Below are 26,253 nucleotides of genomic sequence, written 5' to 3' on the forward strand. Positions count from 1 at the left end.
GGTGTGTCAGAGCGATTTTCGGGTGCGTGAAACGTACCGCTGGGCGACCACGACCAGGATCAGGAAGCCTCCGCTGACCACCGACTGGTACGAGGAGTTCAGCGAGCCGATCTGGTTGATCAGGTTCTGGATGACGGCGAGCAGCAGGACGCCCCAGAGCGTGCCGGTCACCGAACCGGCGCCGCCGACGAGCAGGGTGCCGCCGATGACGACCGCGGCGATGGCGTCGAGCTCCATGCCGGTGCCGATGATCGTGACGCCGGAGGAGAGCCGCGCGGCGTTGATCGCCCCGGCGAAGCCGGCGAGCAGGCCGCTGAGCACGTACACCGTCACCTTGGCACGGGCCACCGGCAGCCCCATCAGGGTCGCCGCGTCGCCGCTGCCGCCGACGGCGAACAGGGTCTGGCCGAAGGAGGTGCGCTGGAGGACGAGACCGCCGGCCGCGAAGAGCGCCACGGCGATCAGGATCGGGTACCCGAACCCGGCGGCGCTGCCCTGGCCGAGCTCGGCGAACGCCGAGCCCTTCGGGACGAGGTGGGTGGTGGCGCCCTCGTCGGTGAGCGCCAGCAGCAGTCCCCGGGCGCCCAGCAGGGAGGCGAGGGTGACGATGAAGGGGGCCATGCCGGCGCGGGCGATGAGGAGGCCGTTGAGCAGTCCGATCGCACCGCACGCGGCGAGCGGCACCAGCAGCGCGGGCAGCAGGCCCCACGGGGAGGCCCAGGCCGCGAGGACGCCACCGAGGGCGAAGACGGAGCCGACGGACAGGTCGATGCCGCCGGTGATGATCACCAGGGTCATGCCGAGCGCGACGACGGCGAGGAAGGACGCCTGGACGAGGACGCCGCGCGCGTTGTCGAGGGTGGCGAAGGTCGGGTACACGAAGGACGCGACCACGACGACCGAGAGGAGGACGGCGAGCACGCCCTGGCTCCGCACCCCCGCCAGGAGGCGCTCCGCGACGGTGGACGCGGGGCGCGGCCGGGGGCCGGAGGGTCCCCCGGGGGCGGGGAGGGCGGGGGCGTCCGCGGAGGCCGTGGCGGGTGTGCCCGCCGCGGCGGTCCTGGCGGACTTGGCGGTCTTGGCGGTCTTGGCGGCGTACGAGGTCTGCTTCATCGGGACCGGCGCTCCCGTGCGACGTAGACGGCGGCGATGATGATGGCCGCCTGGGCGATCTGGGCGGTGGAGTCGGGCAGGTCGTGCTTGACGAGCGTGGCCCGCAGCAGCTGCATCAGCAGGGCTCCGGCGACCGTGCCCAGGACGCGGATCGAGCCGCCGCTGAGCGGGGTGCCGCCGACGACCACGGCGGTGATCGCGGAGAGCTCCATCAGCGTGCCGAGGGACGACGGGTCGCTCGCGGTGAGGCGGGCGGTGGCGAGCACGCCGGCGAGGGCGGCGAGCACGCCGCACAGGATGTAGACGCCGGTCAGGACCCGCTTGACGGGGAGTCCGGCGAGCGCGGCGGCGGCACGGTTCCCGCCGATGGCGACGACCTGCCGTCCGAAGGTGGTGCGGTGGACGACGAAGGCGACGGCGAGGGCCAGGACGCCGGCGACGAGCACGACGAGCGGGATGCCGAGGAGGCTGCCGGTGCCGAGGGCGAGCAGGTCGGGGTTGACGATCTGCTTCAGTTGCCCGTCCGCCATGACGAGCGCGAGGCCGCGTCCGCCGACGAACAGCGCCAGGGTGGCCACGATGGGTTGGAGCCCGACGACGGAGACGAGCGTGCCGTTGACCGCTCCGACGAGGGCGCCCGAGAGGAGGGCCACGAGCAGTGCGGGGATCAGGCCGTAGCCGAGGTAGAGCGGCAGCAGCGCGGCGGCGAGGGACATCGCGGAGCCGACGGACAGGTCGACGCCCTCGGTGCCGATGACCAGGGCCATGCCGAGGGCCACGATGACGATCGGGGCGACCTGGATGAGCTGGGTGCGGAGGTTGTCGGTGGTGAGGAAGTGGTCGGTGAACAGGGCGTTGAAGAGGAGGAGCGCGGCCACGGCGGCGTAGACGCCGTACTCCTGCAGCCAGGCGGCGGTGCCGCGGCGGCCCAGGAGGCCGCGGCCCCTGGTGCCGGGGAGGCCGGGGCCGGGACCGGCGCCGGCACCGCGGGACTTCCCGCCGGGTCCTCCGTCGCCGTGCTCTCCCTCGCCGCGGACGGGTTCCGCGGTGGCCTGGGCGGTCATCGGGGGTCCTCCTCAGTCGCTTCGACCACTTCGGCCGCTTCCGTCACTTCAGTCGCTTCCGTCACTTCGGCCGTCTCGATCGCCTCCGCCGCATCGGTCGTCTCCGCCGCATCGGCCGTCTCCGCCGCATCGGCCGTCTCCGCCGCATCGGCCGTCTCCGCCGCATCGGCCGTCTCGACCGCATCGGTCGTCTCCGCCGGTGGGGCCGTCTCCGTCGTCTCCGCCGGTGGGGCGTGGTCGGCCAGGGCGGCGAGGAGGGCGTCCTCCGAGACGTTCTCCCCCACGAGCTCGCCGACGGTCCCGCCGTTGCGCAGGACGACGATCCGGTCGGCGCCCTCGACGAGCTCCTCGATGTCGGAGGAGACCAGCAGGACGGCCAGGCCCTCCCCCGCGAGTTCGTCGATGAGGGCCTGGACCTCGGCCTTCGCCCCCACGTCGATGCCGCGCGTGGGTTCGTCGAGGAGCAGCACCTTCGGTTCGAGGCAGAGCCAGCGGGCCAGGAGGACCTTCTGCTGGTTGCCGCCGGACAGTTCGCCGACCTTCTGCTCCGGGCTCGACGCCTTGATGCGCAGCCGCTTCACGAAGATCTCGACCAGCCGGTCCTGGCGCGCCCGGGAGACGACACCGCCGCGCGACAGCCGGGGCAGGGCGGCGAGGACGATGTTCTCCCGTACGGAGAGTCCGGGCACGATCCCCTCCGCCTTGCGGTCCTCCGGGAGCAGGCTGATCCCCGCCCGGATCGCCGCCGCCGGGGAGGAGCGGGCGAGCGGCCTCCCCGCCACCCGCACCTCCCCCGCGTCCAGGGAGAGCGCGCCGGCCAGCGCCTTCGCGGTCTCGCTGCGTCCGGAGCCGAGCAGACCTCCGAGACCGAGCACCTCACCCGGATGCAGCTCCAGTGAGACGCCGTCCAGCTGGTGGCGTCGTACCAGGTTCTTCGCGGTCAGGACCGGGGTCCGGGTGACGTCGTGGCCGTCCGCGCCGAAACCGGTCACGCCGTCGCGGCGCACCTCGGACACCTCGCGGCCGAGCATCATGGAGACCAGCTGCATCCGGTCGAGCTCCGCGAGCGGGCCGGTGTGGATGTGCCGGCCGTCGCGCAGGACGGTGACGCGGTCGCAGATGCGGTAGAGCTCGTCCATGCGGTGGCTGACGTACACGACGGCGATGTTCCGCCGCCGCAGGTCCTCGATGACCCGGAAGAGCGTCTCGACCTCACGCGGTTCCAGGGACGACGTCGGCTCGTCCATGACGACCACCCGGGCGTCGACCGAGACCGCGCGGGCGAGGGCGACCATCTGCTGGGTGCCGAGTCCGAGCGTGTGCAGCGGGCGGCGCGGGTCGACGGTGACGCCGAAGCCGTCGAGGAGCGCGGCCGCCTCGGCGTGCATCCTCGGGAAGTCGATCAGCCGGAGGCGGTTCTTCGGCTCGCGGCCGAGGAAGACGTTCCGGGCCACGCTCATCAGCGGGACGAGGTTGACCTCCTGGTAGATCGTGGAGATCCCGGCGGCCTGCGCCTCGGCGGGACGGGCGAAGCCCACCGGGCGCCCGGCGAGCAGCAGTTCGCCGGCGTCCGGGCGGTGCACTCCGGTGAGCACCTTGATGAGGGTGGACTTGCCCGCGCCGTTCTCGCCGACGAGGGCGTGGGTCTCACCGGCGCGGAGGGTGAACGAGACGTCGTCCAGGGCGACGACGCCGGGGAAGCGCTTCCCGACGCCGCGGGCCTCCAGCACCGTCGGCGCGGACGCGGACGCCGTGCCGCGAGCCGCGGGCGGTGCCGCTTCGGGGGGTGCCATGAGGGGCCTTCCGGGGTCTTGGGGGCGAGAGAAAGCACGAGAAGGGGAGGGGAGGGGAGGGCAGGAGAAGAGGGGCGGGACCGGGCCGAACCGGGAGAGGCACGAACGGGGATGGGCCGGGGAGGGCCGGGACGGAACGCGCACCGGGTGGGGCGGGAGCACACCGGGTGGGACGGCGACCGGTGCGGGACGGCGACCGGTGCGGGACGGCGACCGGTGCGGGACGGCGACCGGTGCGGGACGGCGACCGGTGCGGGACGGCGACCGGTGCGGGACGGCGACCGGTGCGGGGCCGGTCCCCGCCCCGCCCGGTCGTCCGGTGCCGTCGGTCAGTACGCCCCGCCCAGCGACTCCTTGGCGTTCGCCGGGTCGTAGGCGCGGTCGGCAATGATGACGTCCTCCGGGATGCCCTCGCCCGCGTAGAACTTCTGCGCGGTGGCGAAGGCCAGCGGACCGAAGCGCGGGTTGGACTCGATCACGGCGTTCAGCTCGCCGTTGACCAGGGCCTGCACGGCGTTCCGGGTGCCGTCGATCGACACGATCTTGACGTCCTGGCCGGGCTTCTTGCCGGCCGCCTTGAGGGCGGTGACCGCGCCGAGCGCCATCTCGTCGTTCTCGGCGTAGACCGCCGTGATGTCGGGCTTCGACTGGATCAGCTGCTCCATGACCTGCTGCCCCTTGTCGCGGGCGAACTCGCCGGTCTGCTGGGCGACGATCTCCAGGCCCGGCGCCGTGGCGGCGACCTGGTCGACGAAGCCCTTGGTCCGGTCCGTGGTGACGCTGTTGCCGGAGGAACCGAGCAGGATGGCGACCTTGCCCTTGCCGCCGGTCGCCTTCGCCATCGCGTCCGCCGCCCGCTTGCCCTGCTCGACGAAGTCCGAGCCGAGGAAGGCGAGGTAGTCCTTGCAGGCGGTGGCGTTGATCTTGCGGTCGATGGTGAGGACGGGGACCTTCTTGGCCGCGGCGGCCTGGAGGGCCGGCTCCAGGCCGTCGGAGTTGAGCGGGGCGACGATGAGGAACTGGGCGCCCTGGGCGAGCATGTCCTGGATGTCGCTGATCTGCTTCGAGAGCTGGGACTGGGCGTTGGTGGTGAGGAGCTTCTTGACGCCGATCCTGGCGGCCTCGTCCTTGATGGACCGGGTCTCGGCGATGCGGAAGGGGTTGGCCTCCTTCTCGGACTGCGAGAAGCCGACGACGGCGTCCTTGAGGTCGAGCTTCGGCGCGCCGTAAGTGGTGAGGCTGCATCCGGAGCCGGCTTCGGCGGAGGCGGTCGGCGTCTGGACGGTCTGCGCGCCCTGGCCGTCGTCGCCGGCGGCGGTGCCCGGCGTCTCGGACTTGGCGCAGCCGGAGAGTGCGAGCGCGGCGGCGGCCGCGACGACGCAGGCGACGGAGAGCGTGCGGGATCTCTGCGGAAGGGTCATCGGGAGGACACTCCTTGGCGGGGGACAGCACCGCCGAGTGGCGTGCGGTCGCGCGGGGCAGGGAAGCGGAGCGGGACCGCCGCGAGAAGACGGCGGACCTGTGGGGCACAGTCTCGATCAGCCCGGATCATGGCCCTGACCTGGGAAGATCATGGCTCGGAGCAGCCTCCGGGGGTGGCGGCGACTCCGGCTTTACAACGTTATAACCGCGCCGTGGCGAGCTCGGCAAGGGGCGAGGACAACGTTTTCCGGAATCCCGCGCCGCGGCGAAGCGGACGCCGCCCGGAGGAAGTTGAGGCCCTTTCAGCGATGCCGTGCGCGGGGTCTGGACAGCCTCCGCACGGCGTGCTGTCATTCCGCTGCACGCCGTTTTCCAACGTTGGAATGATGGTCGGCCGGCCCTCCGGGGACCCCTCGCCGACCCCGTACGCCGATGCCGTGCCCCGCTTCCGTGCGCCACAGCCGTACGCGGCGGCCCGGCCGGCCCCCGCCGGAGACACCGCAGGCCGGGGACACCGCACGCCGGAGCGCCCCGCCGCGCTCGCGCCACCGCGCTCCGTCCCCCGCCCGGGCCCCTCCTCCCCACCCCCTCCCTCCTCCCCACCCCCTCCCTCCTCCCCACCCCCTCCCTCCTCCACCACCCGCCCCTCCTCCCTCCCCCTCCCCTCCTCCCCCGTACGAGCTCCTCACCCGCACGAGGAAGACGCGATGACACCACGACGACACCCCTTCCGCTCCCGCACCCGGCTCTGGTCCCTCCTCACCGCCGCCGCCCTGGTCCTCCCCGTGGGCGCCCTCACCCCGCCGGCCGCCGCCCTCACCGCCGATCGGGCGGGGGCACCGGCGGCGTCCCGGGCGCCCGCCATCGAGGTCCACGGCCTCAAGGGCGAGTACTTCGCCATGTCCGCTCCCGGCGCCCGCGACTTCGCCCGGCTCGGTGGCACCGCCCTCGACCCGCAGGTCGACTTCTCCGGGCTCACCGGCACCTTCGAGGCGCTGACCGGCCGTTCGGAGCACACGACCGCGCGCTGGACCGGCCGCATCGCGGCCCCGGTCACCGGCGACTACACCTTCCACGGCATCGGCGACAACGGCTTCCGGCTGTTCATCGACGGCGAGCCGGTCATCGACCACTGGGTGCCCGACTGGGACCGGGAGCAGACCAGCGCGCCCGTGCGGCTGACGGCGGGCGAGAAGCACGACTTCCGGCTGGAGATGTTCCAGGACGTCGGCGGCGCCAACATGTTCCTCCGCTGGTCGACGCCGACGATGCCCAAGCAGCTGGTGCCGGAGTCCGCCTTCACGCCCCCGGACGACTTCGCGGTGTACCCGGTGGAGCCGACCGTCCCGGCGAGCGGCCGGGAGCTCCGGCTCCGCTTCGGCCACCGCGTCGCCGGGCTCGACCGGCTCGCGCGGCACCTCACCGTCGAGGCGGACACCACGCCGCTGCCGATCCGCTCGGTCGAGGCCGCGCCCGGCGACCCGGCGACCGTCGTCGTCGCGCTCGACGCGCCGGTCCAGAAGGGGCAGCGGGTGCGGATCGACTACGACGGCGCCGGCGGGCTGACCGACGGCGGCGAGACCGTCCCCCGGCTCCTGCGCTCGGCGTCGAACGCCTCCGCCCACCGGCTCACCACGGAGTGGGGCGACCGGCTGGACCCGAAGGACCCGCTGCCCGAGTACCCGCGCCCGCAGCAGGTGCGATCGCAGTGGAAGAACCTGAACGGCCCCTGGCAGTTCGCCCCGGCGAAGGCCGGCGAGACGCCGGTCTTCGGCGAGGACCTGCCCGAGCGGATCACCGTGCCCTTCCCGGTCGAGTCGCAGCTCTCGGGCATCGAGCGGCACGAGGACCACATGGTCTACCGGCGGCTCGTGGACGTGCCCAAGGACTGGAAGGTCGGCCGGACCGGCCGCGGCAACCGGCTGATGCTGAACTTCGGCGCCGTCGACCACCGGGCCACGGTGTACGTGAACGGCAGGAAGGTCGCCGAGCACACCGGCGGCTACGACGCCTTCGGCGCCGACGTCACCGACGCGCTCAAGGCGAAGGGTCCTCAGGAGATCGTCGTCGCGGTCACCGACACGGGCGGTCCCAACCAGCCCACGGGCAAGCAGTCCACGAACCCCGGCGGCATCTTCTACACCCAGTCCTCCGGGATCTGGCAGACCGTGTGGATGGAGCCGGTCGCGCCCGTCGCGATCGACGACGTCGTCACCACCCCCGACGTCGACACCTCCGCCCTCGCGGTGACCGTGCGCTCCGCGCGGGCCTCGGCCGGCGCCCGCGTCGAGGCGGTCGCCCGGGACGCCGGGGGCAGGGTCGTCGGCCGGGTCACCGGCCGCCCCGGCGCCGAACTGCGCCTGCCGGTGCCGAAGCCGCGGCTGTGGAGCCCGGACGACCCCTACCTGTACGACCTCGACGTGCGGCTCACCGACGGCCGGTCGTCCGACCGCGTCGGAAGCTACTTCGGGATGCGGAAGATCTCGGTCGAGAAGGTCGGCGGCTTCCCGAAGCTGGTGCTCAACGGCAAGCCGGTCTTCTCGCTGGCCACCCTCGACCAGGGCTTCTGGCCGGACGGCCTCCACACGCCGCCGAGCGACGAGGCGCTCGCCTTCGACCTGGAGGCGCACAAGAAGCTCGGTTTCAACGCGGTGCGCAAGCACATCAAGGTCGAGTCGGACCGCTGGTTCTACCACGCCGACCGCCTCGGCCTCCTGGTGTGGCAGGACTTCGTCTCCGGCGACCTCAAGGACGCCGACGGGCAGCGGGCCTTCGTCGAGCAGGGCCGGGAGATGATGCGCGAGCACCACGACTCCCCGTCCGTGATCGGCTGGATCGTCTTCAACGAGGGCTGGGGCGAGTGGGACCGCGAGGAGTCCGGCCGGATCGCCGAGTCGGTGAAGGCGGCCGACCCGTCCCGGATCGTCAATGCCCACAGCGGCGTCAACTGCTGCAACTCCAAGGGTGATTCGGGCAAGGGCGACATCCTCGACCACCACGACTACAACAACACCGACGCGCCCTACCCCGACCACCGGGCGGCGATGGACGGCGAGCACGGCGGCTTCACCCTGCGCACCCCCGGCCACATGTGGCCCGGCGCGCCGACCGTGATCTACAGCGGCGTCACCGACAAGGAGGCGCTGACCCGCAGGTACGTCGAGAACACGGAGAAGTACTACCTGGAGGCGGCCGGCGCCGAGCTGTCCGGCTCCGTCTACACCCAGATCTCCGACCTGGAGAACGAGCTCAACGGCCTCTACACGTACGACCGCAGGGAGATCAAGGTCGATCCGGTCCGGGTCCGCGAGGTCAACCGCAGGGTCATCGCGGCCGGTGCAGCCGCCGGACAGCGCACCCCGGCCCCGGGCGGCGCCTCCTGGGCGCTCGACGAGGGCACCGGCACGACCGCCCTCGACTCCGGACCGAACGGGGCGACGCTCACCCTCGACGGCGACACGGCCTGGACGGACGGCGTCGGCGGCGGGAGCGCGCTGCGCTTCGACGGCCAGGGCGACTTCGCCCAGACGGCGGGCCCGGTGGTCGACACCACCGCCGGCTACACCGTCTCCGCCTGGGCCACGCTCGACTCCCTGCCCGGCAACTACGCCACCGTCGTCAGCCAGGACGGCCGGCGCCGGGAGAACCCCTTCTACCTCCAGTACGGTCAGGGCGCCTTCGCCTTCAGCACGCCGGGCGGCAACCGGGCCCGCTACGCCGTCACGCCCGAACTCGGCCGCTGGTACCACCTGGTGGGCGTCCGCGACCCCGCGCGCGACGAGATCCGGCTGTACGTGGACGGGGCCCTGGTGGCGACGGCCGCGCCGGGTCCCGCGGACGTGAGCACCGGTCCGCTGGCGGTGGGGCGCGCCCGGTGGGGCGGCGGGAACGTCGACTTCTGGAAGGGAGCGGTGGACCGGGTCGGCGTCTACGACCGGGCGCTCTCCACGGAGGAGGTGGCCGCCCTGAACGCCGCGCAGCGGCCGTAGCCCCCGCGCCTCCCCCTTCGGGGCCGGGCCCCGGTCGCCTCGCGGCGGCCGGGGCCCGGTCGTGCGGTCAGGGTGCCCAGGGCGCCTCCAGGGACCAGCTGCTGTCGGCGGTCAGGGTCTGCGGACGGTCGGCGCCGGCACTGCCGGAGCCCGACGCGAGGTACACCGCGGACTCGAAGTGGCGCAGGAAGGAGCCGGGGACGTTCAGGGACTCGAAGGTGACCCCGGTCCCGCCGAGTCCGGGACGGGCGCACCAGGTGGCGTCCTCGCGGAAGAGGGCGGTGCCGTCGGACGGGGAGTTGCGGACCCGGCTCGCGGCGTGCCGGAGGAACCGGCCGGGGTAGTTGACCGACTCGAAGGAGTAGCAGGACGAGTCGGCGAGACCGCGCCGGACGGTGTAGGTGGCGTCCTGCTTGAGCAGGGCGCCGCTGCCCGCGTTCACGACCTCGGTCCAGGCGAGGCTGTCGGCGTGCCGCAGGTAGCGGTCGGTGTGGCCCCAGGTGGTGACCCGCAGGGACCGGCGGACGTCGGTGGGGAGCAGGACGGAGCTGCGCCAGAGGGCGGGTTCGGTGGTGTTCCAGGTGGCGTCGGCGGCGAAGGAGGAGGCGGTGTCCCAGGGGTCGGGGCCGCCGCTGCGGGCGAGGTGGACGGCGTCGGCGTAGTGGCGCAGGTAGGAGCCGGGGAAGTTCAGCGACTCGTACGAGGTGCCGCCGGCGGCGAGGCCGGGGCGGGCGCACCAGGTGGCGTCGGCGGCGAAGGTGCCGCCGGTGTCGGCGTCGACGCGGGCCCGGTCGCCGGCGTGGCGGAGGTAGCGGCCCGGCAGGTTCACCGACTCGAAGGAGAGGCAGCGCGGGTCGGCGAGGCCGGGGACGGTGCGGAAGGAGGCGTCCTGGCGGGCGCCGTCGGCGGAGGCGGGGGTGAGGACGTCGGTGCGGGCGAGGGAGTCGGCGTGGCGGAGGTAGCGGGCGGTGTGGCCGGGGGTGGTGACCCGGAAGGACCGGACGTGGCCGAGGGTGTGGACGGGGGTCGAGCCGAGGTTGCGGGAGGCCGCGATCAGGGTGCCGTGGGCGGCGCGGAGCCGGGCGGTGTCGACCTTCTGGATCCTGCGGTCGTAGGTGAGGAGGCCGTTGTACTCGCCCTCGACGTCGGTGATCTCGGTGTAGACGTAGGCGGAGACGCCCTTCGTGGTCATGAGGCGCTGGACGTCGCGGACCATGCCGGTGTACCGGTCGTCGAGCTGTGCGGCGCTGCCGACCTGCTCGTAGGCGAAGAACTGTCCGTTCGGGCTGTACTCGTGGCCGGGGGTGCGCAGTCCGATGCCGCCGAACTCGCCGAGGACGGAGATCCGGGTGGCGGAGGGGCGGGGGGCGTCGGGGCCGGTGTAGACGTGCCAGTCGATCATGTCGCCGGTGCCGGGATCGCCCTTGGAGGCGCAGCAGTTGTAGCCGCTGTGGGCGTTCATCAGGCGGGCGGGGTCCTGGTTCTCCAGGGCGGTGGTGATCCGGCGGGTGTCGTCGAGGTTCCACTCGCCCCAGCCCTCGTTGAAGGGGACGTAGGCGACGACGGCCGGGGAGAAGCGGTGTTCGTCGACGATCTCGCGCGCCTCGGTCTCGAACTGCGCGATCTGGGCGGGGGTGCGGGTGGAGTCGAAGGCCTGGGTGGAGGGGATGTCCTGCCAGACGAGGAGTCCGAGCCGGTCCGCGTGGTAGTACCAGCGGGCGGGTTCGACCTTGATGTGCTTGCGGACCATGTTGAAGCCGAGGTCCTTGTGCTTGACGAGGTCGGAGGCGAGGGCGGCGTCGGTCGGGGCGGTGTAGAGGCCGTCGGGCCAGAAGCCCTGGTCGAGGGTGCCGATCTGGAAGACGAACTCGCCGTTGAGGGTGGGCCGCAGGACGCCGTCGACGCGTTGGGTGCCGACCTCGCGCATGCCGAAGTAGCTGGTGACGGTGTCGACGGCGGCGCCGCCGGCGTCGCGGAGGGTGACCCGGAGGTCGTACAGGAAGGGGTCGTCCGGCGACCAGCGGCGGGCGTTCGGGACGGGGACGGCGAATTCGGTGAAGCCGCCGGTGGCGGTGGAGACGACCTGGCCGCCGCCGATGGCCTCGGCGCGGACGGTGTGGCCGGTGGTGGAGCCCCGGGTGAAGACCTTCACGCGGGCGGTGCCGGCGGCGAGGTCGGGGCGGATGTCGACGGAGTGGATCGAGGTGACGGGGGTGGGCTCCAGCCAGACGGTCTGCCAGATGCCGCTGGTGGGGGTGTAGAAGATGCCGCTGGGGTCGGTGGTCTGCTTGCCGACCGGCTGCTTCTCGCCGCGGGCGTCGGTGGGGTCGTAGACGCGGACGACGATCTCGTTGGCGGCGCCGGCGCGCAGCTGCGGGGTGACGTCGACCTCGAAGCGGTCGTAGCCGCCCTTGTGGCTGGTGACGCGGGTGCCGTTGACCCAGACGGTGGCCTCGTAGTCGACGGCTCCGAAGTGGAGCTGGACGCGGCGGCCGTTCCAGTCCGGCGGGACGGTGAAGGTGCGGCGGTAGAACATCAGGTCCCGGTCGTCGTTGCGCATGATGCCGGAGAGCGCGGACTCGACGGGGTACGGGACGAGGATGCGCTCCGGGAGGGTCCGGCCGAGCGGGGGCGCGGCCTCGCGGTCGACGTTCCCGGCGCCGTTGGTGGGCGGGTTGAGGAACTCCCACTCCCCGTTGAGGGACATCCAGTCGGGCCGCGTCATCTGGGGGCGCGGGTATTCGGGCAGGGGGTTCGTGGTGGACACCTGACCGGTCCACGGGGTGGTGAGGGGCGGCGTCCTGGGGACGACGGCGGCGGTCGCGGTGGTGGTGGCGGCGAGGACGAGTCCTCCGGCCGTCATCAGCAGGGCCGCGAGAAAGGCGACGATGCGTCGCATCGAACTCCTCCTGGGCAGGAAGGCGCGCGGAGCCCCCGGCGCGCCGGGGGCGTGCGTCCGGCGTGCGGGAGGTCCGTGCGGAGTTGGCGAGCGGCTCGTGCAGGGGGCGAGTGCCCCGCGTCTCGGGGGACCGAGGTGCCGGGGAACCTAACACGGAACACAGATCAACGGAATCCCCCCAGAAAATCCAAGGAATCCAACATTTAGCGCCACAAGGCCCAGACCGGCCGACGCACCTCTATTGACGTGCACACTTCACGCAGTGATGCTTCGATACGGGATTACATCGTTGTACAGCAGGCCGGCCGGTGAACGGGAGCGGTCATGGAGCGTGCCCGGGGGCGAGCCGCGGCGTCAGGCCGGCGGTGCGGTGCTGCTCCGGACCACCAGGCGGGTGGCGAGCTCGACGCGCAGGTTCTCCACGTGCTCGCCGTCGATGATCCGCAGCAGCGTGTGGGCCGCCATCGCCGCCATGTCGAAGAGCGGCTGGCGGACCGTGGTGAGCGGCGGATGCGTCCAGCGCGCCACCGGCAGGTCGTCGAAGCCGACGATGCCGACGTCCTCCGGGATCCTGTGCCCCCGGCTCCTCAACTCCTCGTAGGCGCCGAGGGCCTGGAGGTCGCTGGCGGCGAAGATCGCCGTGGGCGGGGCCTCCCCCGCCGCCTCCAGCGCGTCCAGCAGCCGGGCGGTCTCGCGGCGGCCCGAGGCGTCGTTGAAGTCGCCGTGCCGCACGAAGCCCTCGGGGACCGGCAGTTCGGCCTGCTCCATCGTCGCCCGGTAGCCGTCGGCACGGGCCCGGCTGCACAACAGCTGCCGGGGACCGGCCAGATGGGCGATCCTGGTGTGGCCCAGGCCGATCAGGTGCTCGGTGGCGGCCACCGCCCCGGCCCAGTTGGTGGCGCCGACCGTCGGCACCAGCGCGTCGGCCTGGCCGACCGGGTCGAGCAGGACGAAGGGCACGTCCATCGCCGCGAGCCTGCGCCGCTGCTGCCGGGTCAGATCGGAGACGACGAGGATCGCGCCGCTGCTCCGGCGCGCCGCGAGCTGCTCGATCCACTCGCGGGTGTCGGCGCTGCGGCCGTGGACGGCGGAGAGCACCATGCTCGCGCCGGCCTCGTGCAGCACCTCGTCCACGCCCCGCACGATCTCGATCGACCAGAGGCTGTCGAGCTCGTTGAGCACCAGGTCGACGACGCTGCCCCGGCGGCGGGCCGGACGCCGCCGGTAGCCGAGGGCGTCCGCCACCTCCTCGACGCGCTCCTTGGTGTCGGCCGAGATGTCGGTGCGCCCGTTGAGGACCTTGGAGACGGTGGAGACGGAGACCCCTGCCTCGGCCGCGACCATGTGCAGGGTGACCCTGCCGCCCGGGGCGTCGGTGCGCTCCTCCGCCATGCCCTGCCTTCCGCTCGTCGGGTGGGGGTGCCCACCGGCTGTCCTGCCGAAGCCTAACGGGCGGCGCCGCCGCCGCCCGCCGGGATCCGCACGGGTCACGACCGCTCCCGGTAGACGGGCCGGGTGAAGTCGGCCGGCGCCCGCCCGCCGGTGAGGTCCTGCGCGCACAGTCCGGCGAAGGCGCCCGTGAAGCCCCAGGCCGTGTAGTGGCCGGTCGCCGGGTCGCCCCGGGTCGCGCCCTCGTCGGAGAGCGGTGACACGTCGAGCGCGTCGCCGAGGGGCCGCCAGCGCGCGCCCGCGCCGCTGCCGCCCCCCGCGTCGTCCGCGCCCCGGTCGCCGGCGCCGTCGTGGCTGCCGCCGCCCCCGCCGTCGGCCCCGGCCGGCCGCCAGGAGAAGCGGCCCTCGGCTCCCCGGACCGTGAGCCGCAGCTCCACCGGCCCGTCCCCGGCCGGCAGGGGCGCGGCCGGCTCGCCGTAGCGGCCGTGCGCGCACACGCCGAGCCGGAGCACCCGGCCCAGCTCCTCGTCCCAGGTCAGGTGCGCGTAGTGCCAGAGGGTGGTGTTGTAGTAGTGGACCAGGCCCGCCATCGTCAGCGGCGAGTCGGGGCGGGCGTCGAGGCGGACCGAGAAGTCGAAGTCGACGGCCTGCTGGCGGCGGGCGACGAGGCTCTGCCCGTGCGTGGAGCCGAGCGACTGCCCGCCGTACAGCCGCACTCCGCCGGGCAGCGGCGCCAGCCATCCGGGGTCGGGGTGGCGGCGCAGCGCCGACCACGGCGGCGCGAGCCGGGCCGAGTCCGCGGAGACGAGCGCCTCCGGACCGCCGGACCCGGCCGGCGCGGGCCGCGGGGGCGCGGGGGCGGGAGGTGCGGCCGGCGGGACCGGACGCCCGGCGGCCGGGGCCCGGACGACGGTGCGGGGCAGGGCCTCGCCGCCGCGGACCGGCGCGTCGCCCGCGAGGCGGGGCCAGCCGTCGGCCGTCCACTCCACCCGCTGGAGCGCGGTCTCGCGCCCGAGGACGCAGGCGCCGCGCGGGGTCAGCGGGCGGGCGGTCAGGTGGGCCAGGTACCACTCCCCCTCCGGGGTCTCGACGAGGCTCCCGTGGCCCGCCTTCTGGAGCGGCGCCTCCGGGTGGTGCCGGGAGGTCAGGAGGGGGCCGGCGGGGTCCGCCTCGTACGGGCCGGTGAGGGAGCGGGAGCGGGCGACGGTCACGGCGTGGCCCCAGGAGGTGCCGCCCTCGGCGGTCACGAGGTAGTGGAAGCCGCCCCGGCGGTAGAGGTGCGGTCCCTCGGTGTGGGCGAGGGCGGTGCCGGTGAAGACGCGGTGCACGGCGCCGGTGACCGCACCCCGGACGCGGTCCCACTCCTGGAGCAGGATCCCGGCGAAGGGGTGCCGGCCGGGGCGGTGGTCCCACTCCATCCACACCGCCCAGCTGCGTCCGTCGCCGTCCGGCCCGTCGTCGTGGAAGAGGGAGGGGTCGAAGCCGTGCGAGGGGAAGGGGACGGGGTCGGACCAGGGACCGTCGAGGGAGGGGGCGGTGGTGACGTGGTTGCGGACGTCCTTGAAGGCTCCGGCGAGGTTGGTGACGTCGCTGTAGACGAGGTGGAAGAGGCCGTCGGCGTGCGAGAGGCAGGGAGCCCACACGCCGCCGGAGTCGGGGCGGCCCGCCAGGTCGAGCAGCCGGGCCTCCCTGAGGACTCCGCCGAGCGGGGTCCAGTGCACGAGGTCGCGGGAGTGGTGGACGGTGACGCCGGGCGCCCACTCGAAGGTGGAGGTGGCGATGTAGTAGTCGTCGCCGACGCGGAGGATCGACGGGTCGGGGTGGAAGCCGGGCAGCACGGGGTTGACGAGGACCGCGTCGCCGGGGGCGGAAGGGGCGGTGAGGGGCGGGACGGGGGTGCCGAGGGCGGGCCCGGAGGTCATGTGCTCCTGCTTTCGGGAAGGTCAGCCCTTGACGGCTCCGGCCATCACGCCGGAGACGATGCGGCGGGCGAGGACGGTGAAGGCGACGAGGACGGGGAGGGCCGAGACGACGACGCCGGCGAGCATCAGGGTGTAGTCGGTGTAGTAGCCGGCGGCGAGCTGGTTCAGCGCGATCTGGACGGTGCCGTTCTCCGGCGGGAGGGCGATCAGCGGCCAGAAGTAGTCGTTCCAGGCGAACATGAAGGTGAAGAGGCCGAGCACGGTGGCGGTGGTGCGGACGCCGGGGACGACGACGTGCCAGTACGTGCGCAGCAGTCCGGCGCCGTCGACCCGGGCGGCCTCGACGAGTTCGTCGGGGATGTTCTCCTCGACGGCCTGACGCATCCAGAAGACGCCGACGGCGGAGACCAGCGCGGGCACGATGAGCGCCGACAGCTTCCCGTACATGCCGAGGTCGGTGACGAGGATGTAGAGGGGGATCACACCCAGCTGGGTCGGGACCATCAGGGTCACGACGACGCAGCCGAGGAGGAAGTCCCTTCCCCGGAAGCGGAGTTTGGCGAAGGCGAAGCCCGCGAGCGAGGACAGCAGCACGTTGGAGACGGCGGTGGTGCCGGCGACGAGGAAGGAGTTCCCCAGCGCCTGCCAGAACGCGGACAGTTCGAAGACGCGCTGGATGTTCTCGATCAGATGGCCGCCGGGAACCAGCGACGGGGTGGTGCCGGCGAGGACGGAGTTGTCGTCGTGGGAGGCCACGACGAAGCTCCAGTACAGCGGGAAGACGGAGGCGGCGGTGACGGCGGCGAGGAGCAGGTGGGCGAGGGGGCCCGCCGCGTCGAGCCGCCGGACGCGGCGCGGGACGGCGCGGAAGGGGCCGGCCGGGGCGCGGGGCGGGCGGGGGCGGGTCCGGGTGGGCGGCGCGGAGACGGCCATGGGGTGTCCTCCGGGACGGGGCGGGCGGGTCAGGGGCGGCGCGGGCGGCGGGCGAGCACGAGGTTCACGGCCGCCACGACGGCGATGACGAGGAAGAGCACCCAGGAGACGGCGGAGGCGTAGCCGGCGTCGTTGTTGATGAAGCCGTACTTGTAGAGCATCAGCGTCAGCGTCTGGAACTGGTGCTCCGCGCCGCCCTCGGCGTTGCCCTGCTGGTCGAAGAGGAAGGGTTCGGCGAAGAGCTGGAGCCCGCCGATGGTCGAGATGACGACGGTGAACAGGAGCGTCGGCCGGATGGCGGGCAGGGTGACCTTGCGGAAGGTGAGGAGGCGGGAGGCGCCGTCGATCGCGGCGGACTCGTAGAGCTCGCGCGGGACGGCCTGCATGGCGGCGAGGTAGATGAGGGCGTTGTAGCCGGTCCACCGCCACATGACCATGAAGCTGATGGCGAGGTGCGAACTCCAGGTGTCGGCGGTCCAGTCGACGGGGGCGTCGATGAGGCCGAGCCCCTGGAGGGCCCCGTTGACGACGCCGTAGTCCCGGCCGAAGAGCTGGGAGAAGACGAGGGCGACGGCGACGACGGAGACGTACTGGGGGACGAGCACGAGGGCGCGCCAGACGGTGCGGGCCCGCAGGTGGCGGTCGAGCAGCCAGGCGACGGCGAGGGCGGCGAGGAGCTGGGGGACCGTGGAGAGCAGGAAGATGCTGAGGGTGTTGAAGAGGGCGGTGAGGAAGTCGGCGTCGTCGAGGAGCCGCCGGAAGTTGGCCAGGCCCACCCACTCCCCCTGCCCGGCGAGCCGGTCCCAGTCGTGCAGGGAGACCCAGAGCGTCTGGAGGAGGGGGTAGGCGCCGAAGACGGCGAAGAGGAGGAAGAAGGGGGCGACGAAGAGGTACGGGAGCGGGCTCCGCCCCGGCCGCCGGCGCGGGCGCGGCGGCCCCGGTCGGCCGGTCGGGAGCGGGCGGGTCTGGACCGCCATGGGGGCCTCCGGGGAGGTGGGTGTCGGGTGGGAGCGGGGACGGGGCGCGGGAACGGGAACGGGGTACGGCGTCAGGGGCCGGGGTGCGAGGACGGGGCCGGGGCCGGGATCGGGGCCGGGATCCCGACCCGGTGGCCGGGTCAGGGGTACGGGTACGGGGTACGGCGTCCCGGAGCGCGGGGCGGGGCGCGGGCCGGCCCGCCGTGAGCGGCGTGGTGATGCGGCGGGCCGGCGGTCTCGGGGGGGCGGGGCCGGTCGGCCTCGTCAGCGGAGGTTCTTGGCCGCCTCGGCGAGCGCCTTGTCCCAGGCGGCCGCCGGATCGGCCTTGCCCTGCTCGACGAGCTGGAGGGCGTTGCCGAACGGGATGCGCGCCTGCTGGTCCTTCGTGCCCCGGTAGTTGGGCTTCAGGGACTTGGCCGAGGAGGCGAAGATCTCGCCGGTGGGCGCCTGGGAGAACCAGTCCTGCGCGGCCCCCTCGACCTCGGGGTCGTCCAGGACGCCGACGAGGGAGGGCAGCGCGCCGACGGGACCGGTGAAGATCTTCTTCTGGGCGGCGGCCGAGGTGAGGAAGTCGGCCAGCTCGGCCGCCTCCTTCACGTGCTTCCCCTGCTTCGGCACGGTGAGGAACGAGCCGCCCCAGTTCCCGCCGCCGCCCGGCACGGCGGCGATGTCCCAGGTCCCGGCGGCGGACTCGCCCGCGGCCGTCTTGATGAGCCCGGTCATCCAGGCCGGACAGGTCATCGTCGCCATCCGGCCCAGCTTGATGCCGGTGTTCCACTGCTGGCTGAAGGGCTGGAGGTTGGCGGACTGGCCGGCGGCGGTGGCCCGCGCGGTGGCGGTGAAGAACTCCTTCACCTTCGGGTTGGAGTCGCCGATGTACCGGTCCCCGGCGTCGAAGAAGCCGAACTCGGTCTGGTTCATCATCGCCGTGAAGATGTTGCCCGAACTGTCGAACCACGCCTTGTCCTTCACCTTGGCGCGGAACTTCTCGCCGGTGGCGAAGTAGGCGTCCCAGGTGGGCCAGAGGGCGGAGACGGCGGCGCGGTCGGTGGGCAGTCCGGCCCGCGCGAAGAGGTCCTTGCGGTAGCAGACGGCGAGGCTGCCGACGTCGGTGCCGTAGCCCATGACGAAGTCGGAGGTGCCGAGGGTGGCCTGCTGCCACTTCCAGTCGAGGTACTCGCCGCGCCGGTCGTTCGCCCCGTGGTCGGCGAGGTTGGTGAACTTGTCCTTCACCGCGCGGAACTTGGGGAGGTACCCCTCCTCGATGGCGACGACGTCGGCGGCCCCGCCGCCGGAGGCGATCTGCGTCGACAGCTGGTTGTGGTGCTGGTCGAACTGGGAGACGCGCTCCTTGATCACCACGTTCGGATGGGTCCGCCGGTACTCCTCGATCAGCGGCTTGTAGCCGAAGTCGCTGAAGGTCGCGACGGTCAGCGTGATCGTGCCGTCCGCCTCCGCTTCCCCGCCGCCGCAGGCGGAGAGGGCGACGAGCGAGGTGGCGGCGGCGAGCGCGCCGAGGGTTCTGCGGGCACGGGTACGGCCCATGGTGGTCCTCCGGGGAGAGGGCGACGGGTGAGTGCCACCAAGGTCGGGGACGACCGAAAACACTGTCAAGGTTTTCGCGAAAACTTCCGACAAGAGATCCCACTCATCCTTATCGAGCCAGATCCAGCAGGGATTTCGCTACGAAAATTTTCGTAGAGCCAAGCTTTTGACCTGCTGTGCCGTACGAAAATCGCGCGGGCCGTTGACCGGCCCCCGCCGGGACCCCACCATGCGACCGCCACCGGCTCCCGTGCCGTCGGCGCCCCCCTTCCCCGACTCCGGAGGCTTCCGCATGTCCCGTCCCGCACCCCCGCTCCGGCGCGCCCTCGGCGCCGCTGCCGCCGCCGTGGCCGCCCTCCTCGCCTTCACCGCCCTGCCCGCCCCCGCCGGAGCCGCCACCTCGGCCGCGGCACCGCCCGGCCTCCCGCCTGCCGGCAAGGTGAGCCTGGTGCTCGGGCAGGACAGCGACACCCTCGGCGACTACCGCCGCGACGTCCTCGGCAACGCCTCGCTCGGCGCCCCCGCGCCCGGCGCGGTCACCCTCTACACCAACCTCGTCCTCGGCGGCTCGCCCGCCCCGCTCGCCGGGATGGACGGGGCGGCCGACTGGGGCGCGGGGACGGTGGACTTCGCCCGCACCCTGGCCGACTACCCCACCTCCTCGCTCGCCGTGGGCCTCTACCTCTCCGACGCCACCTCGGGCTGCGGCAACCAGCCGCTGCGCGCGATCATCGGCCGCCAGGACGCCGACGTCACCGCCGGCAACCCGAGCCTGACCAGCCGGTACCGGGCCAAGGTCGACGAGATGATCAACCGGTTCAAGGCGTACGACCGGGACGTGCTGCTCCGCATCGGCTACGAGTTCGACGGCCCCTGGAACTGCTACAGCGCCGACTTCTACAAGGAGGCCTTCCGGTACGTCAAGGGCAGGATCGACGCCCTCGGCGCCACCCGGATCGCCACCGTCTGGCAGAGCGCGGCCTGGCCCGTGAACACCCACCCGGACCACCCGGAGTGGAACTACGTCGTGACGAACCCCGCCCACCTCGACACCTGGTACCCGGGCGACGCCTACGTGGACTGGGTCGGGCTCTCCTCCTTCTACAACTCCCGCTCGGTGGGCACCCAGTGGGGCTGCGGCTCCTACGACACCGACCCGGTCGGCCTGCAGAACCGGATCCTGGACTTCGCCCGCGCCCACGGCAAGCCCGCGATGGTCGCCGAAGCCGCCCCGCAGGGCGCGCGAACCGGCGCGAAGACCAGCAGCTGCATCTTCCGCAACAACCCGGCGGCGAGCAGCGGGCAGGCCATCTGGGACGGCTGGCACGCCGGCTACTTCGACTGGGTCGACCGCAACAAGGACGTCGTCCGCGCGGCCGCGTACATCAACACGAACTGGGACGCGCAGACGCAGTGGCAGTGCGCGGCGGGCGCCCAGGCCGGCGGCCCCGGCTGCGCCAACGGCAACTGGGGCGACTCCCGCGTCCAGGCCGACCCGACGGTGCTGAGCCGCTTCCTCGCCGAGATCAGGAAGCCGCTGTGGACCAACGGCTCCGCCGGCCCGAACCCGACGCCCACGCCGACGCCCACGCCGACCCCCACGCCCACCCCGACACCGACGCCCACCCCGACCGCGCCCGGCCCGCAGGGCTACGCGCAGGGGGTGGCCGGCGGCGCCGCGAACGCCACGCTCTGGTTCGCCCCGCAGGGCTTCGACGCCACGTTCGTCACGGTGCAGTACCGCGTCGACGGCGGCGCGCCGCAGAACCACTTCCTCGCGTACGACTCCGCCGACCGCCGCTGGGAGCTGTCCCTGCGGGTCCCGGCCGGTGCCACCGTCTCGTACTTCTTCCACTACCAGCCCACGGACCGCACCAGCCAGCTGACCACGCCCTCCTTCACCTGGCGGGCCGCCTGATCCGGCGGTCCGGGGTCGGACGCCGCCGCACCCGCGGCGGCGCCCGGCCCCTCCCTCCCGCCGCCCCTCCCCTCTCCTCCCCCACCCGACGGGAGCAGTCACGATGCCGCACCCCCGCCCCCCGAGGACCGCCGCGCGGCTCCTCGCCGCCCTCGCCCTCGCCGTGCTGGCGGCCCTGCCCGCGGGCCCCGCCACCGCCCGCGCCGACGCCGGTCCGCGCACCCCCGCCGCACCCCGCACCGCCACCGCCGCCGCGCCCGAGCTGCTCATCGGGCAGTCCACCCGGACCGCCTGGGACGACTTCCAGAGCTACGGGCAGGACGCCGACGGCGGCTCCGTCTACTACGAGCTGCGGCGCGGCGACTGGGTGGGCGACCACCACCGCGCCTACGCCACGATGCTGGCCCGGCAGGGCCGGACGGTCCAGGTCGGGATCAGCTGGAAGGACAACCCGCCCGGTTTCCCGGGCGGCGACGAGAACGCCAAGGCGGCCCGCTCGCGCGCGGTCACCGCCGAGATCGCCGCGGGCGGCCACACCGCCGCCCTCGACCGGCTGCTCGCCTTCGCCGACGCCCATCCCGCCGCCCGGTTCACGCTGCGCCTCGACTACGAGGTCAGCTCCTTCCACCACTGCACCGACGCGAGCTGCTCCTCGTACAAGAACGCCTTCGCCCGGCTCGCCGCGCACCTGGACGCCCGCTCCCGCGCGCACAACCTGGAGTACGTCTTCCACCCGGTCCGGGGCGAGTTCGAGGCGATGTACCCCGGGGACGCCGCCGTCGACTGGATGGGGGTGTCCGTCTTCGCCCACGAGCTGTGCCTGCCGATCCACGACCGCGGCTACCTCTACAACGGCACGCCGCCGCAGAACTACGACATCGCGGCGAGCCAGTGCCGCAACGCGTACATCGGCACCGACGCGCACGGCAATCCGGCCGCCGTCTGGCGGAACTTCGACCACGACGGCAACGTCCTGAAGCTGGTGAAGTTCGCCCGCGACCACGCCAAGCCGGTCGTGCTCTCCGAGGCCGGGCTGATGAACTTCACGGCGGACGGCACCGCCACCGACGGCATCGAGCAGGTCCGCGCCGAACAGTGGGTGAACCGCCTGTTCTCCCTCCTGGACTACCGGGGGCCCATCCCCAACCTCCCCGGCGAGCACGACCTGCGCGGCGTGATCCGCTCGGTGGTCTACATCGGCCTCGACTTCCGCCACGGCTGGGACGGCGTCGACGACGGCACCTTCGACTTCCCGCCGGACACCACGTGGTTCGTCGACGGCCGGCTGTCGCGCTACGGCCCCGCCAGGGCGGCCTTCTGCCACGGCCTCGCGGCGAACGGCTTCACCGCCCGCTGCCGCTGACCCCCAGGGGCACCGCCGCCGTCCGGAGGTCGCGGCGGAGGTCTCAGCCAGGGTCCGGGGGGAGGCCCCGGGGGAGCAGCTCGTCCACGAGGGAGGCCACCTGGGCCACCTCGATGAGGAAGCCGTCGTGTCCGCAGGGCGATTCCAGCATCCGCGGACGGTCCGCGGAGGGGATGCCGGCCGCCAGCTCCGCCTGCTGCGCGGGCGGGTACAGGCGGTCGGTGTCCACGCCCGCCACCAGCGTCCGCGCGGTCACCCGGCCCAGGGCGGCCCGCGTGCCACCGCGGTCGCGTCCGATGTCGTGGCTGTTCATCGCCTCGCTGAGGACGACGTAGCTGCCCGCGTCGAAGCGGCGCACCAGCTTGTCCGCGTGGTGGTCGAGATAGGACGCGACCTGGTAGCGGCCGCCGTGCCACGGGTCCTCGGCCCGCTGCGGCGAACGGCCGAAGCGCCCCGCGAGCTCCGGCTCGCTGCGGTAGGTGACGTGGGCCAGCCGCCGTGCCAGTCCGAGTCCGGCGTGGGGGCCCCTCCCGGTGTCGTGGTAGTGGCCGCCGCGCCAGTGGGGGTCGGAGCGGACGGCGTGCGCCTGGATGCCCGCCCAGGCGATCTGCTCGGCGCTCGCGGCGGCCGTCGTGGCGAGCAGCAGCAGCGCGTCCACGCGCTCCGGGTGCGCCACGGCCCACTCCAGCGCCCGCATGCCGCCCATCGATCCGCCCGCCACCAGCGCCCACCGGTCGACACCGAGCGCGTCGGCGAGCAGGGCCTCGGCCGCGACCTGGTCGCGCTGGGTCAGGAAGGGGAAGTCGCCGCCCCAGCGGCGTCCGTCCGGACCGGGCGACGACGGCCCCGTGCTGCCCTGGCAGCCGCCCAGCACGTTCGGGGCCACGACGAACCAGCGGTCCGTGTCGAGCGCACGCCCCGGACCGACGAGACCGTCCCACCAGCCCGGCGTCGGATGCCCGGGGCCGGCCGGGCCCGCCACGTGGCTGTCCCCGGTCAGGGCGTGCAGCACCAGCACCGCGTTGGAGCGGTCCGCCGCGAGCCGCCCCCACGTCTCGAACGCGAGCCGCAGGCCCGGCAGTTCGCCACCGGCCTCCAGCGGCAGCGGCCCGTCGTGGACGTACCACCGGCGGCGCCCCGGCGGGTCCCCCTCCCGCCAGGCCCCGGAGGCCGGCGGGAGGGGGACCCCGGACGGCGTCACGACGGTGTTCAGGACGCGCCCTTCGCCGCCCTGAAGCCGGCCTCCAGGTCCGCCTTGAGGTCGGCCAGGTTCTCGATGCCGACCGACAGGCGCACCAGGCCGGGCGAGGTGCCGGTGGCCACCAGCTGCGCCTCGTCCAGCTGGCTGTGGGTCGTGGACGCCGGGTGGATGATGAGGCTGCGCACGTCACCGATGTTGGCGAGGTGGCTGAAGAGCTCGACCGCGTCCACGAACCGCTTGCCCGCCTCGACTCCGTCGCGCAGCTCGAAGGAGAGCACCGCGCCCGCACCGCGCGGGAGGTAGCGCTTGCCCGCCTCGTGCCAGCGGTTGGACGGCAGGCCGGGATAGTGGACCGCGGCGACCTCGTCGCGCCGCTCCAGCCACTCGGCGAGCGCCTGCGCGTTCTGCGAGTGCCGTTCGATGCGCAGGCTCAGCGTCTCCACGCCCTGGAGCAGGAGGAAGGCGGAGTGCGGGGACAGCGCCGGGCCGAGGTCGCGCAGCAGCTGCACCCTCAGCTTCACCGCGAACGCGCCCGGCCCGAGCGCGGGCCAGTACCGCAGGCCGTGGTAGCTGGGGTCGGGCTCGACGAAGTCCGGGAAGCGCTCGCCGTGCGCACCGAAGTCGAAGGTGCCGCCGTCGACGACGACGCCCGCGATGGCCGTGCCGTGTCCGCCGAGGAACTTCGTCGCCGAGTGCACGACGATGTCGGCGCCGTGCTCGATGGGCCGCAGCAGGTAGGGGGTGGGCACCGTGTTGTCCACGATCAGGGGCACGCCCGCCTCGTGGGCCACGTCCGCGACCGCCCGCACGTCCAGGACGTTGCCGCGCGGGTTGCCGAGCGTCTCCGCGAACAGCGCCTTGGTGGTGGGCCGGATCGCCGCGCGCCAGGCCTCCGGGTCGTCGGGGTCGTCCACGAACGACACCTGGATGCCCAGCTTCGGCAGCGTGTGCCGGAAGAGGTTGTACGTGCCGCCGTACAGCGAGGTGCTGGAGACGATGTGGTCGCCGGCGCTCGCCACGGTCAGGATCGCCAGCGTCTCCGCCGCCTGCCCGGAGGACAGCGCCACCGCCGCGACCCCGCCCTCCAGCGCGGCGACGCGCTGTTCGAAGACGTCCTGCGTGGGGTTGTGGATGCGGGTGTAGATGTTGCCCGGCTCGGCGAGCGCGAAGAGGTCGGCGGCGTGCCGGGTGTCCCGGAACACGAACGACGTCGTCTGGTAGATCGGCGTCGCACGGGCCCCGGTGGTCGGGTCGGGCGAGGCGCCGGCGTGGATCTGCTTGGTCTCGAAGGACCAGGCCGAGGTGTCGGGACCGGCGGGCTCGCCGTCGGGCGTGTGGCCGGCGGCGACGGAGTCGAGGGGCTGGCTCATGTGGGTTTCCCTTGTACGTCGGGCTGCGGGTGGGGAGCGGGGCGACCCGCGGGGCGGGTGCGGCCGACGCGGACGGCCCGGGAGCCGGGGGCGCGGGAGTCCGCGGGCCCGGGGGCCGGCGGCTCGGGAGGGACCGAGGGCGCGGCGCCGGAGGAGGGGCGGGGTGAGGTCAGTGCGCGGCGCGACAACAGGTCGCGGTACGGGACGCGCGACCCGCGTGGCGGCGGGACGTGGGGACGATCACCCCGCTACGTAAACACAGTGGCGGGGCACGGACCAGCGACAGGGACGGCGTGACATACAGCGTTCACGAACCGGCCCGAAACGGGGCAGCCCGCGCACGGAGGCCGCGGTTCCGGCGTCACCGCCGTCCGCGTCCCCGCTCGCGCCGGGCCGAGTGCGTGCGAATAGGGGCGCGAACCGGGGGCACAGGAGGATCCGTCCGGGGCCCGGGGTCCGACACCGGGAGCGATAGGTTAAGTTAGGCTTACCTAAGTTGATTCTCGCTCCTCTCGTGTCCCTGGAGGGATCCATGCGACTTCGCACTGCCCGCGCCACGCGGCCGACCCCCGCCGAGCGCATGCGGTCGGTCATCGCGGTGGCCCGCTCCATGACCGTCGTGACGGACGGCCTCCGCCACGAGGTCCACGACACCGACGGCACCCCCGCGACGGGCCGCCTCCATCTCCACGGGCCCACCGACGACTTCGGCGACGGGGTGCCCCGGATCCCGATCCGCGTCGAGCTCACCGACATCGCCCCCACGCCCGTGCGGGACCGCGTGCGCGCCCGGGTGACCCTCACGGGCCTCGTCACCTCCCCCTACGGGCCGGAGGCCGCCGGAAGCACGTGCGTGACCCTCGGTCAGGCGGTCCTGGAGGACGCCGACGGGCGCACGTACGTCCCGCTCGACCGGCTGGCGACGGCGGAGCCCGACCCCCTCGCGGGATGCGAGGCGGCGATGCTCCACCACCTCGTCGCCGACCACCCCGACCTGGTCACCCGGCTGCTCCGCCTCGCCGCGTCGGACCTCAAGCGCGACCTCGTCCGCGCCCTGCCGCTCGCGATCGACCGCTACGGCATCACCCTCCGCCTCGAACGCCCCGGCGGCCGGCACGATCTTCGCCTGCCGTTCCCCACGCCCCTCGCGGACGCCGACCAGGTCGGCCCCCGCATCCGCTCCCTGCTGACCACGGCGCGGCGCGCGTCCCACTCCCGCCTGTTCGCCTGAACCGGCCCCGCGCATCCCGGCCCAGAGATTGTGATGTGCGTCACGTTCCGCCTCCATCCCTAGGCAGTCCGCGAGGTGCAACTAAGGTTAGCCTTACCTCAATTGAGGCTGGTTCGGCTGCTCG

16 protein-coding genes and 1 pseudogene are annotated in these 26,253 nt (G+C 73.5%); 4 read left to right on the forward strand and 13 right to left on the reverse strand.

What is annotated here, in order from left to right; genetic code table 11:
• Positions 1-6: 6 nt before the first annotated feature.
• The 4 genes from IE287_RS10600 to IE287_RS10615 form a co-directional block, all read right to left on the reverse strand.
• Complete coding sequence (locus IE287_RS10600; RefSeq protein WP_189848708.1) at positions 7-1,113, reverse strand: ABC transporter permease; 1,107 nt, start codon at positions 1,111-1,113, stop codon at positions 7-9.
• The gene (locus IE287_RS10605) at positions 1,110-2,177 is read right to left on the reverse strand and encodes an ABC transporter permease (protein WP_229883393.1); all 1,068 of its coding nucleotides are present in this window, start codon (positions 2,175-2,177) and stop codon (positions 1,110-1,112) included. Before IE287_RS10605 ends, IE287_RS10600 begins: the two co-directional genes overlap by 4 nt.
• Complete coding sequence (locus IE287_RS10610; RefSeq protein WP_189848709.1) at positions 2,174-3,970, reverse strand: sugar ABC transporter ATP-binding protein; 1,797 nt, start codon at positions 3,968-3,970, stop codon at positions 2,174-2,176. The genes IE287_RS10605 and IE287_RS10610 overlap by 4 nt, the downstream gene beginning before the upstream one ends.
• Before the next feature lie 329 nt (positions 3,971-4,299).
• Positions 4,300-5,391 (reverse strand): ABC transporter substrate-binding protein, encoded by a 1,092-nt coding sequence (locus IE287_RS10615; RefSeq protein WP_189848710.1) that lies wholly within the window; start codon positions 5,389-5,391, stop codon positions 4,300-4,302.
• Positions 5,392-6,099: 708 nt separating this feature from the next.
• On the opposite strand from IE287_RS10615, the gene IE287_RS10620 reads away from it, so the two are divergent.
• On the forward strand, positions 6,100-9,381 hold the full coding sequence (locus IE287_RS10620) for a LamG-like jellyroll fold domain-containing protein (protein WP_189848711.1): 3,282 nt from the start codon (positions 6,100-6,102) through the stop codon (positions 9,379-9,381).
• Between the two features lie 67 nt (positions 9,382-9,448).
• Here the strand turns inward: IE287_RS10620 and IE287_RS39410 are convergent, their stop codons facing one another.
• From IE287_RS39410 to IE287_RS10650, 7 genes and pseudogenes are all read right to left on the reverse strand, one after another.
• Positions 9,449-9,922 carry an AbfB domain-containing protein gene (locus IE287_RS39410; protein ID WP_373307835.1) on the reverse strand — a complete coding sequence of 158 codons (474 nt, stop codon included), beginning with the start codon at positions 9,920-9,922 and terminating at the stop codon, positions 9,449-9,451.
• A gap of 21 nt (positions 9,923-9,943) precedes the next feature.
• Positions 9,944-12,280, reverse strand: a pseudogene (locus IE287_RS10625) (AbfB domain-containing protein); the annotation flags it as partial.
• A gap of 354 nt (positions 12,281-12,634) precedes the next feature.
• On the reverse strand, positions 12,635-13,672 hold the full coding sequence (locus tag IE287_RS10630; protein ID WP_189848713.1) for a LacI family DNA-binding transcriptional regulator: 1,038 nt from the start codon (positions 13,670-13,672) through the stop codon (positions 12,635-12,637).
• A gap of 95 nt (positions 13,673-13,767) precedes the next feature.
• Positions 13,768-15,591, reverse strand: a complete 1,824-nt coding sequence (locus tag IE287_RS10635) for a glycoside hydrolase family 43 protein (protein ID WP_189848714.1) — start codon at positions 15,589-15,591, stop codon at positions 13,768-13,770.
• A 21-nt stretch (positions 15,592-15,612) separates the two neighbouring features.
• The gene (locus tag IE287_RS10640) at positions 15,613-16,524 is read right to left on the reverse strand and encodes a carbohydrate ABC transporter permease (protein ID WP_189848715.1); all 912 of its coding nucleotides are present in this window, start codon (positions 16,522-16,524) and stop codon (positions 15,613-15,615) included.
• 29 nt (positions 16,525-16,553) lie between these two features.
• Positions 16,554-17,501, reverse strand: a complete 948-nt coding sequence (locus IE287_RS10645) for a carbohydrate ABC transporter permease (protein ID WP_189848716.1) — start codon at positions 17,499-17,501, stop codon at positions 16,554-16,556.
• A gap of 264 nt (positions 17,502-17,765) precedes the next feature.
• Positions 17,766-19,046, reverse strand: coding sequence for an ABC transporter substrate-binding protein (locus IE287_RS10650; RefSeq protein ID WP_189848717.1), 1,281 nt, complete (start codon positions 19,044-19,046; stop codon positions 17,766-17,768).
• Positions 19,047-19,338: 292 nt separating this feature from the next.
• Between IE287_RS10650 and IE287_RS10655 the strand changes: the two genes are divergently transcribed.
• Positions 19,339-20,964 carry a glycoside hydrolase family 26 protein gene (locus IE287_RS10655; protein WP_189848718.1) on the forward strand — a complete coding sequence of 542 codons (1,626 nt, stop codon included), beginning with the start codon at positions 19,339-19,341 and terminating at the stop codon, positions 20,962-20,964.
• Positions 20,965-21,067: 103 nt separating this feature from the next.
• On the forward strand, positions 21,068-22,327 hold the full coding sequence (locus IE287_RS10660; protein WP_229883394.1) for a glycoside hydrolase family 26 protein: 1,260 nt from the start codon (positions 21,068-21,070) through the stop codon (positions 22,325-22,327).
• Positions 22,328-22,370: 43 nt separating this feature from the next.
• Here IE287_RS10660 and metX read toward each other — a convergent pair whose 3' ends face one another.
• Together metX and IE287_RS10670 are read right to left on the reverse strand one after the other, a co-directional pair.
• The gene (metX, locus tag IE287_RS10665; protein ID WP_189848719.1) at positions 22,371-23,528 is read right to left on the reverse strand and encodes a homoserine O-acetyltransferase MetX; all 1,158 of its coding nucleotides are present in this window, start codon (positions 23,526-23,528) and stop codon (positions 22,371-22,373) included.
• Positions 23,529-23,536: 8 nt separating this feature from the next.
• A complete protein-coding gene (locus IE287_RS10670; RefSeq protein WP_189848720.1) occupies positions 23,537-24,898 on the reverse strand; it encodes a bifunctional o-acetylhomoserine/o-acetylserine sulfhydrylase in 1,362 nt (453 codons plus the stop codon).
• 532 nt (positions 24,899-25,430) lie between these two features.
• Here IE287_RS10670 and IE287_RS10675 point away from each other — a divergent pair.
• Positions 25,431-26,129, forward strand: a complete 699-nt coding sequence (locus tag IE287_RS10675) for a DUF2470 domain-containing protein (RefSeq protein WP_189848721.1) — start codon at positions 25,431-25,433, stop codon at positions 26,127-26,129.
• The last annotated feature ends 124 nt before the right edge of the window (positions 26,130-26,253 follow it).

Origin of the sequence: Streptomyces omiyaensis, from assembly GCF_014650895.1 — a bacterium.
In the GTDB taxonomy this organism is placed as follows: domain Bacteria; phylum Actinomycetota; class Actinomycetes; order Streptomycetales; family Streptomycetaceae; genus Streptomyces; species Streptomyces omiyaensis.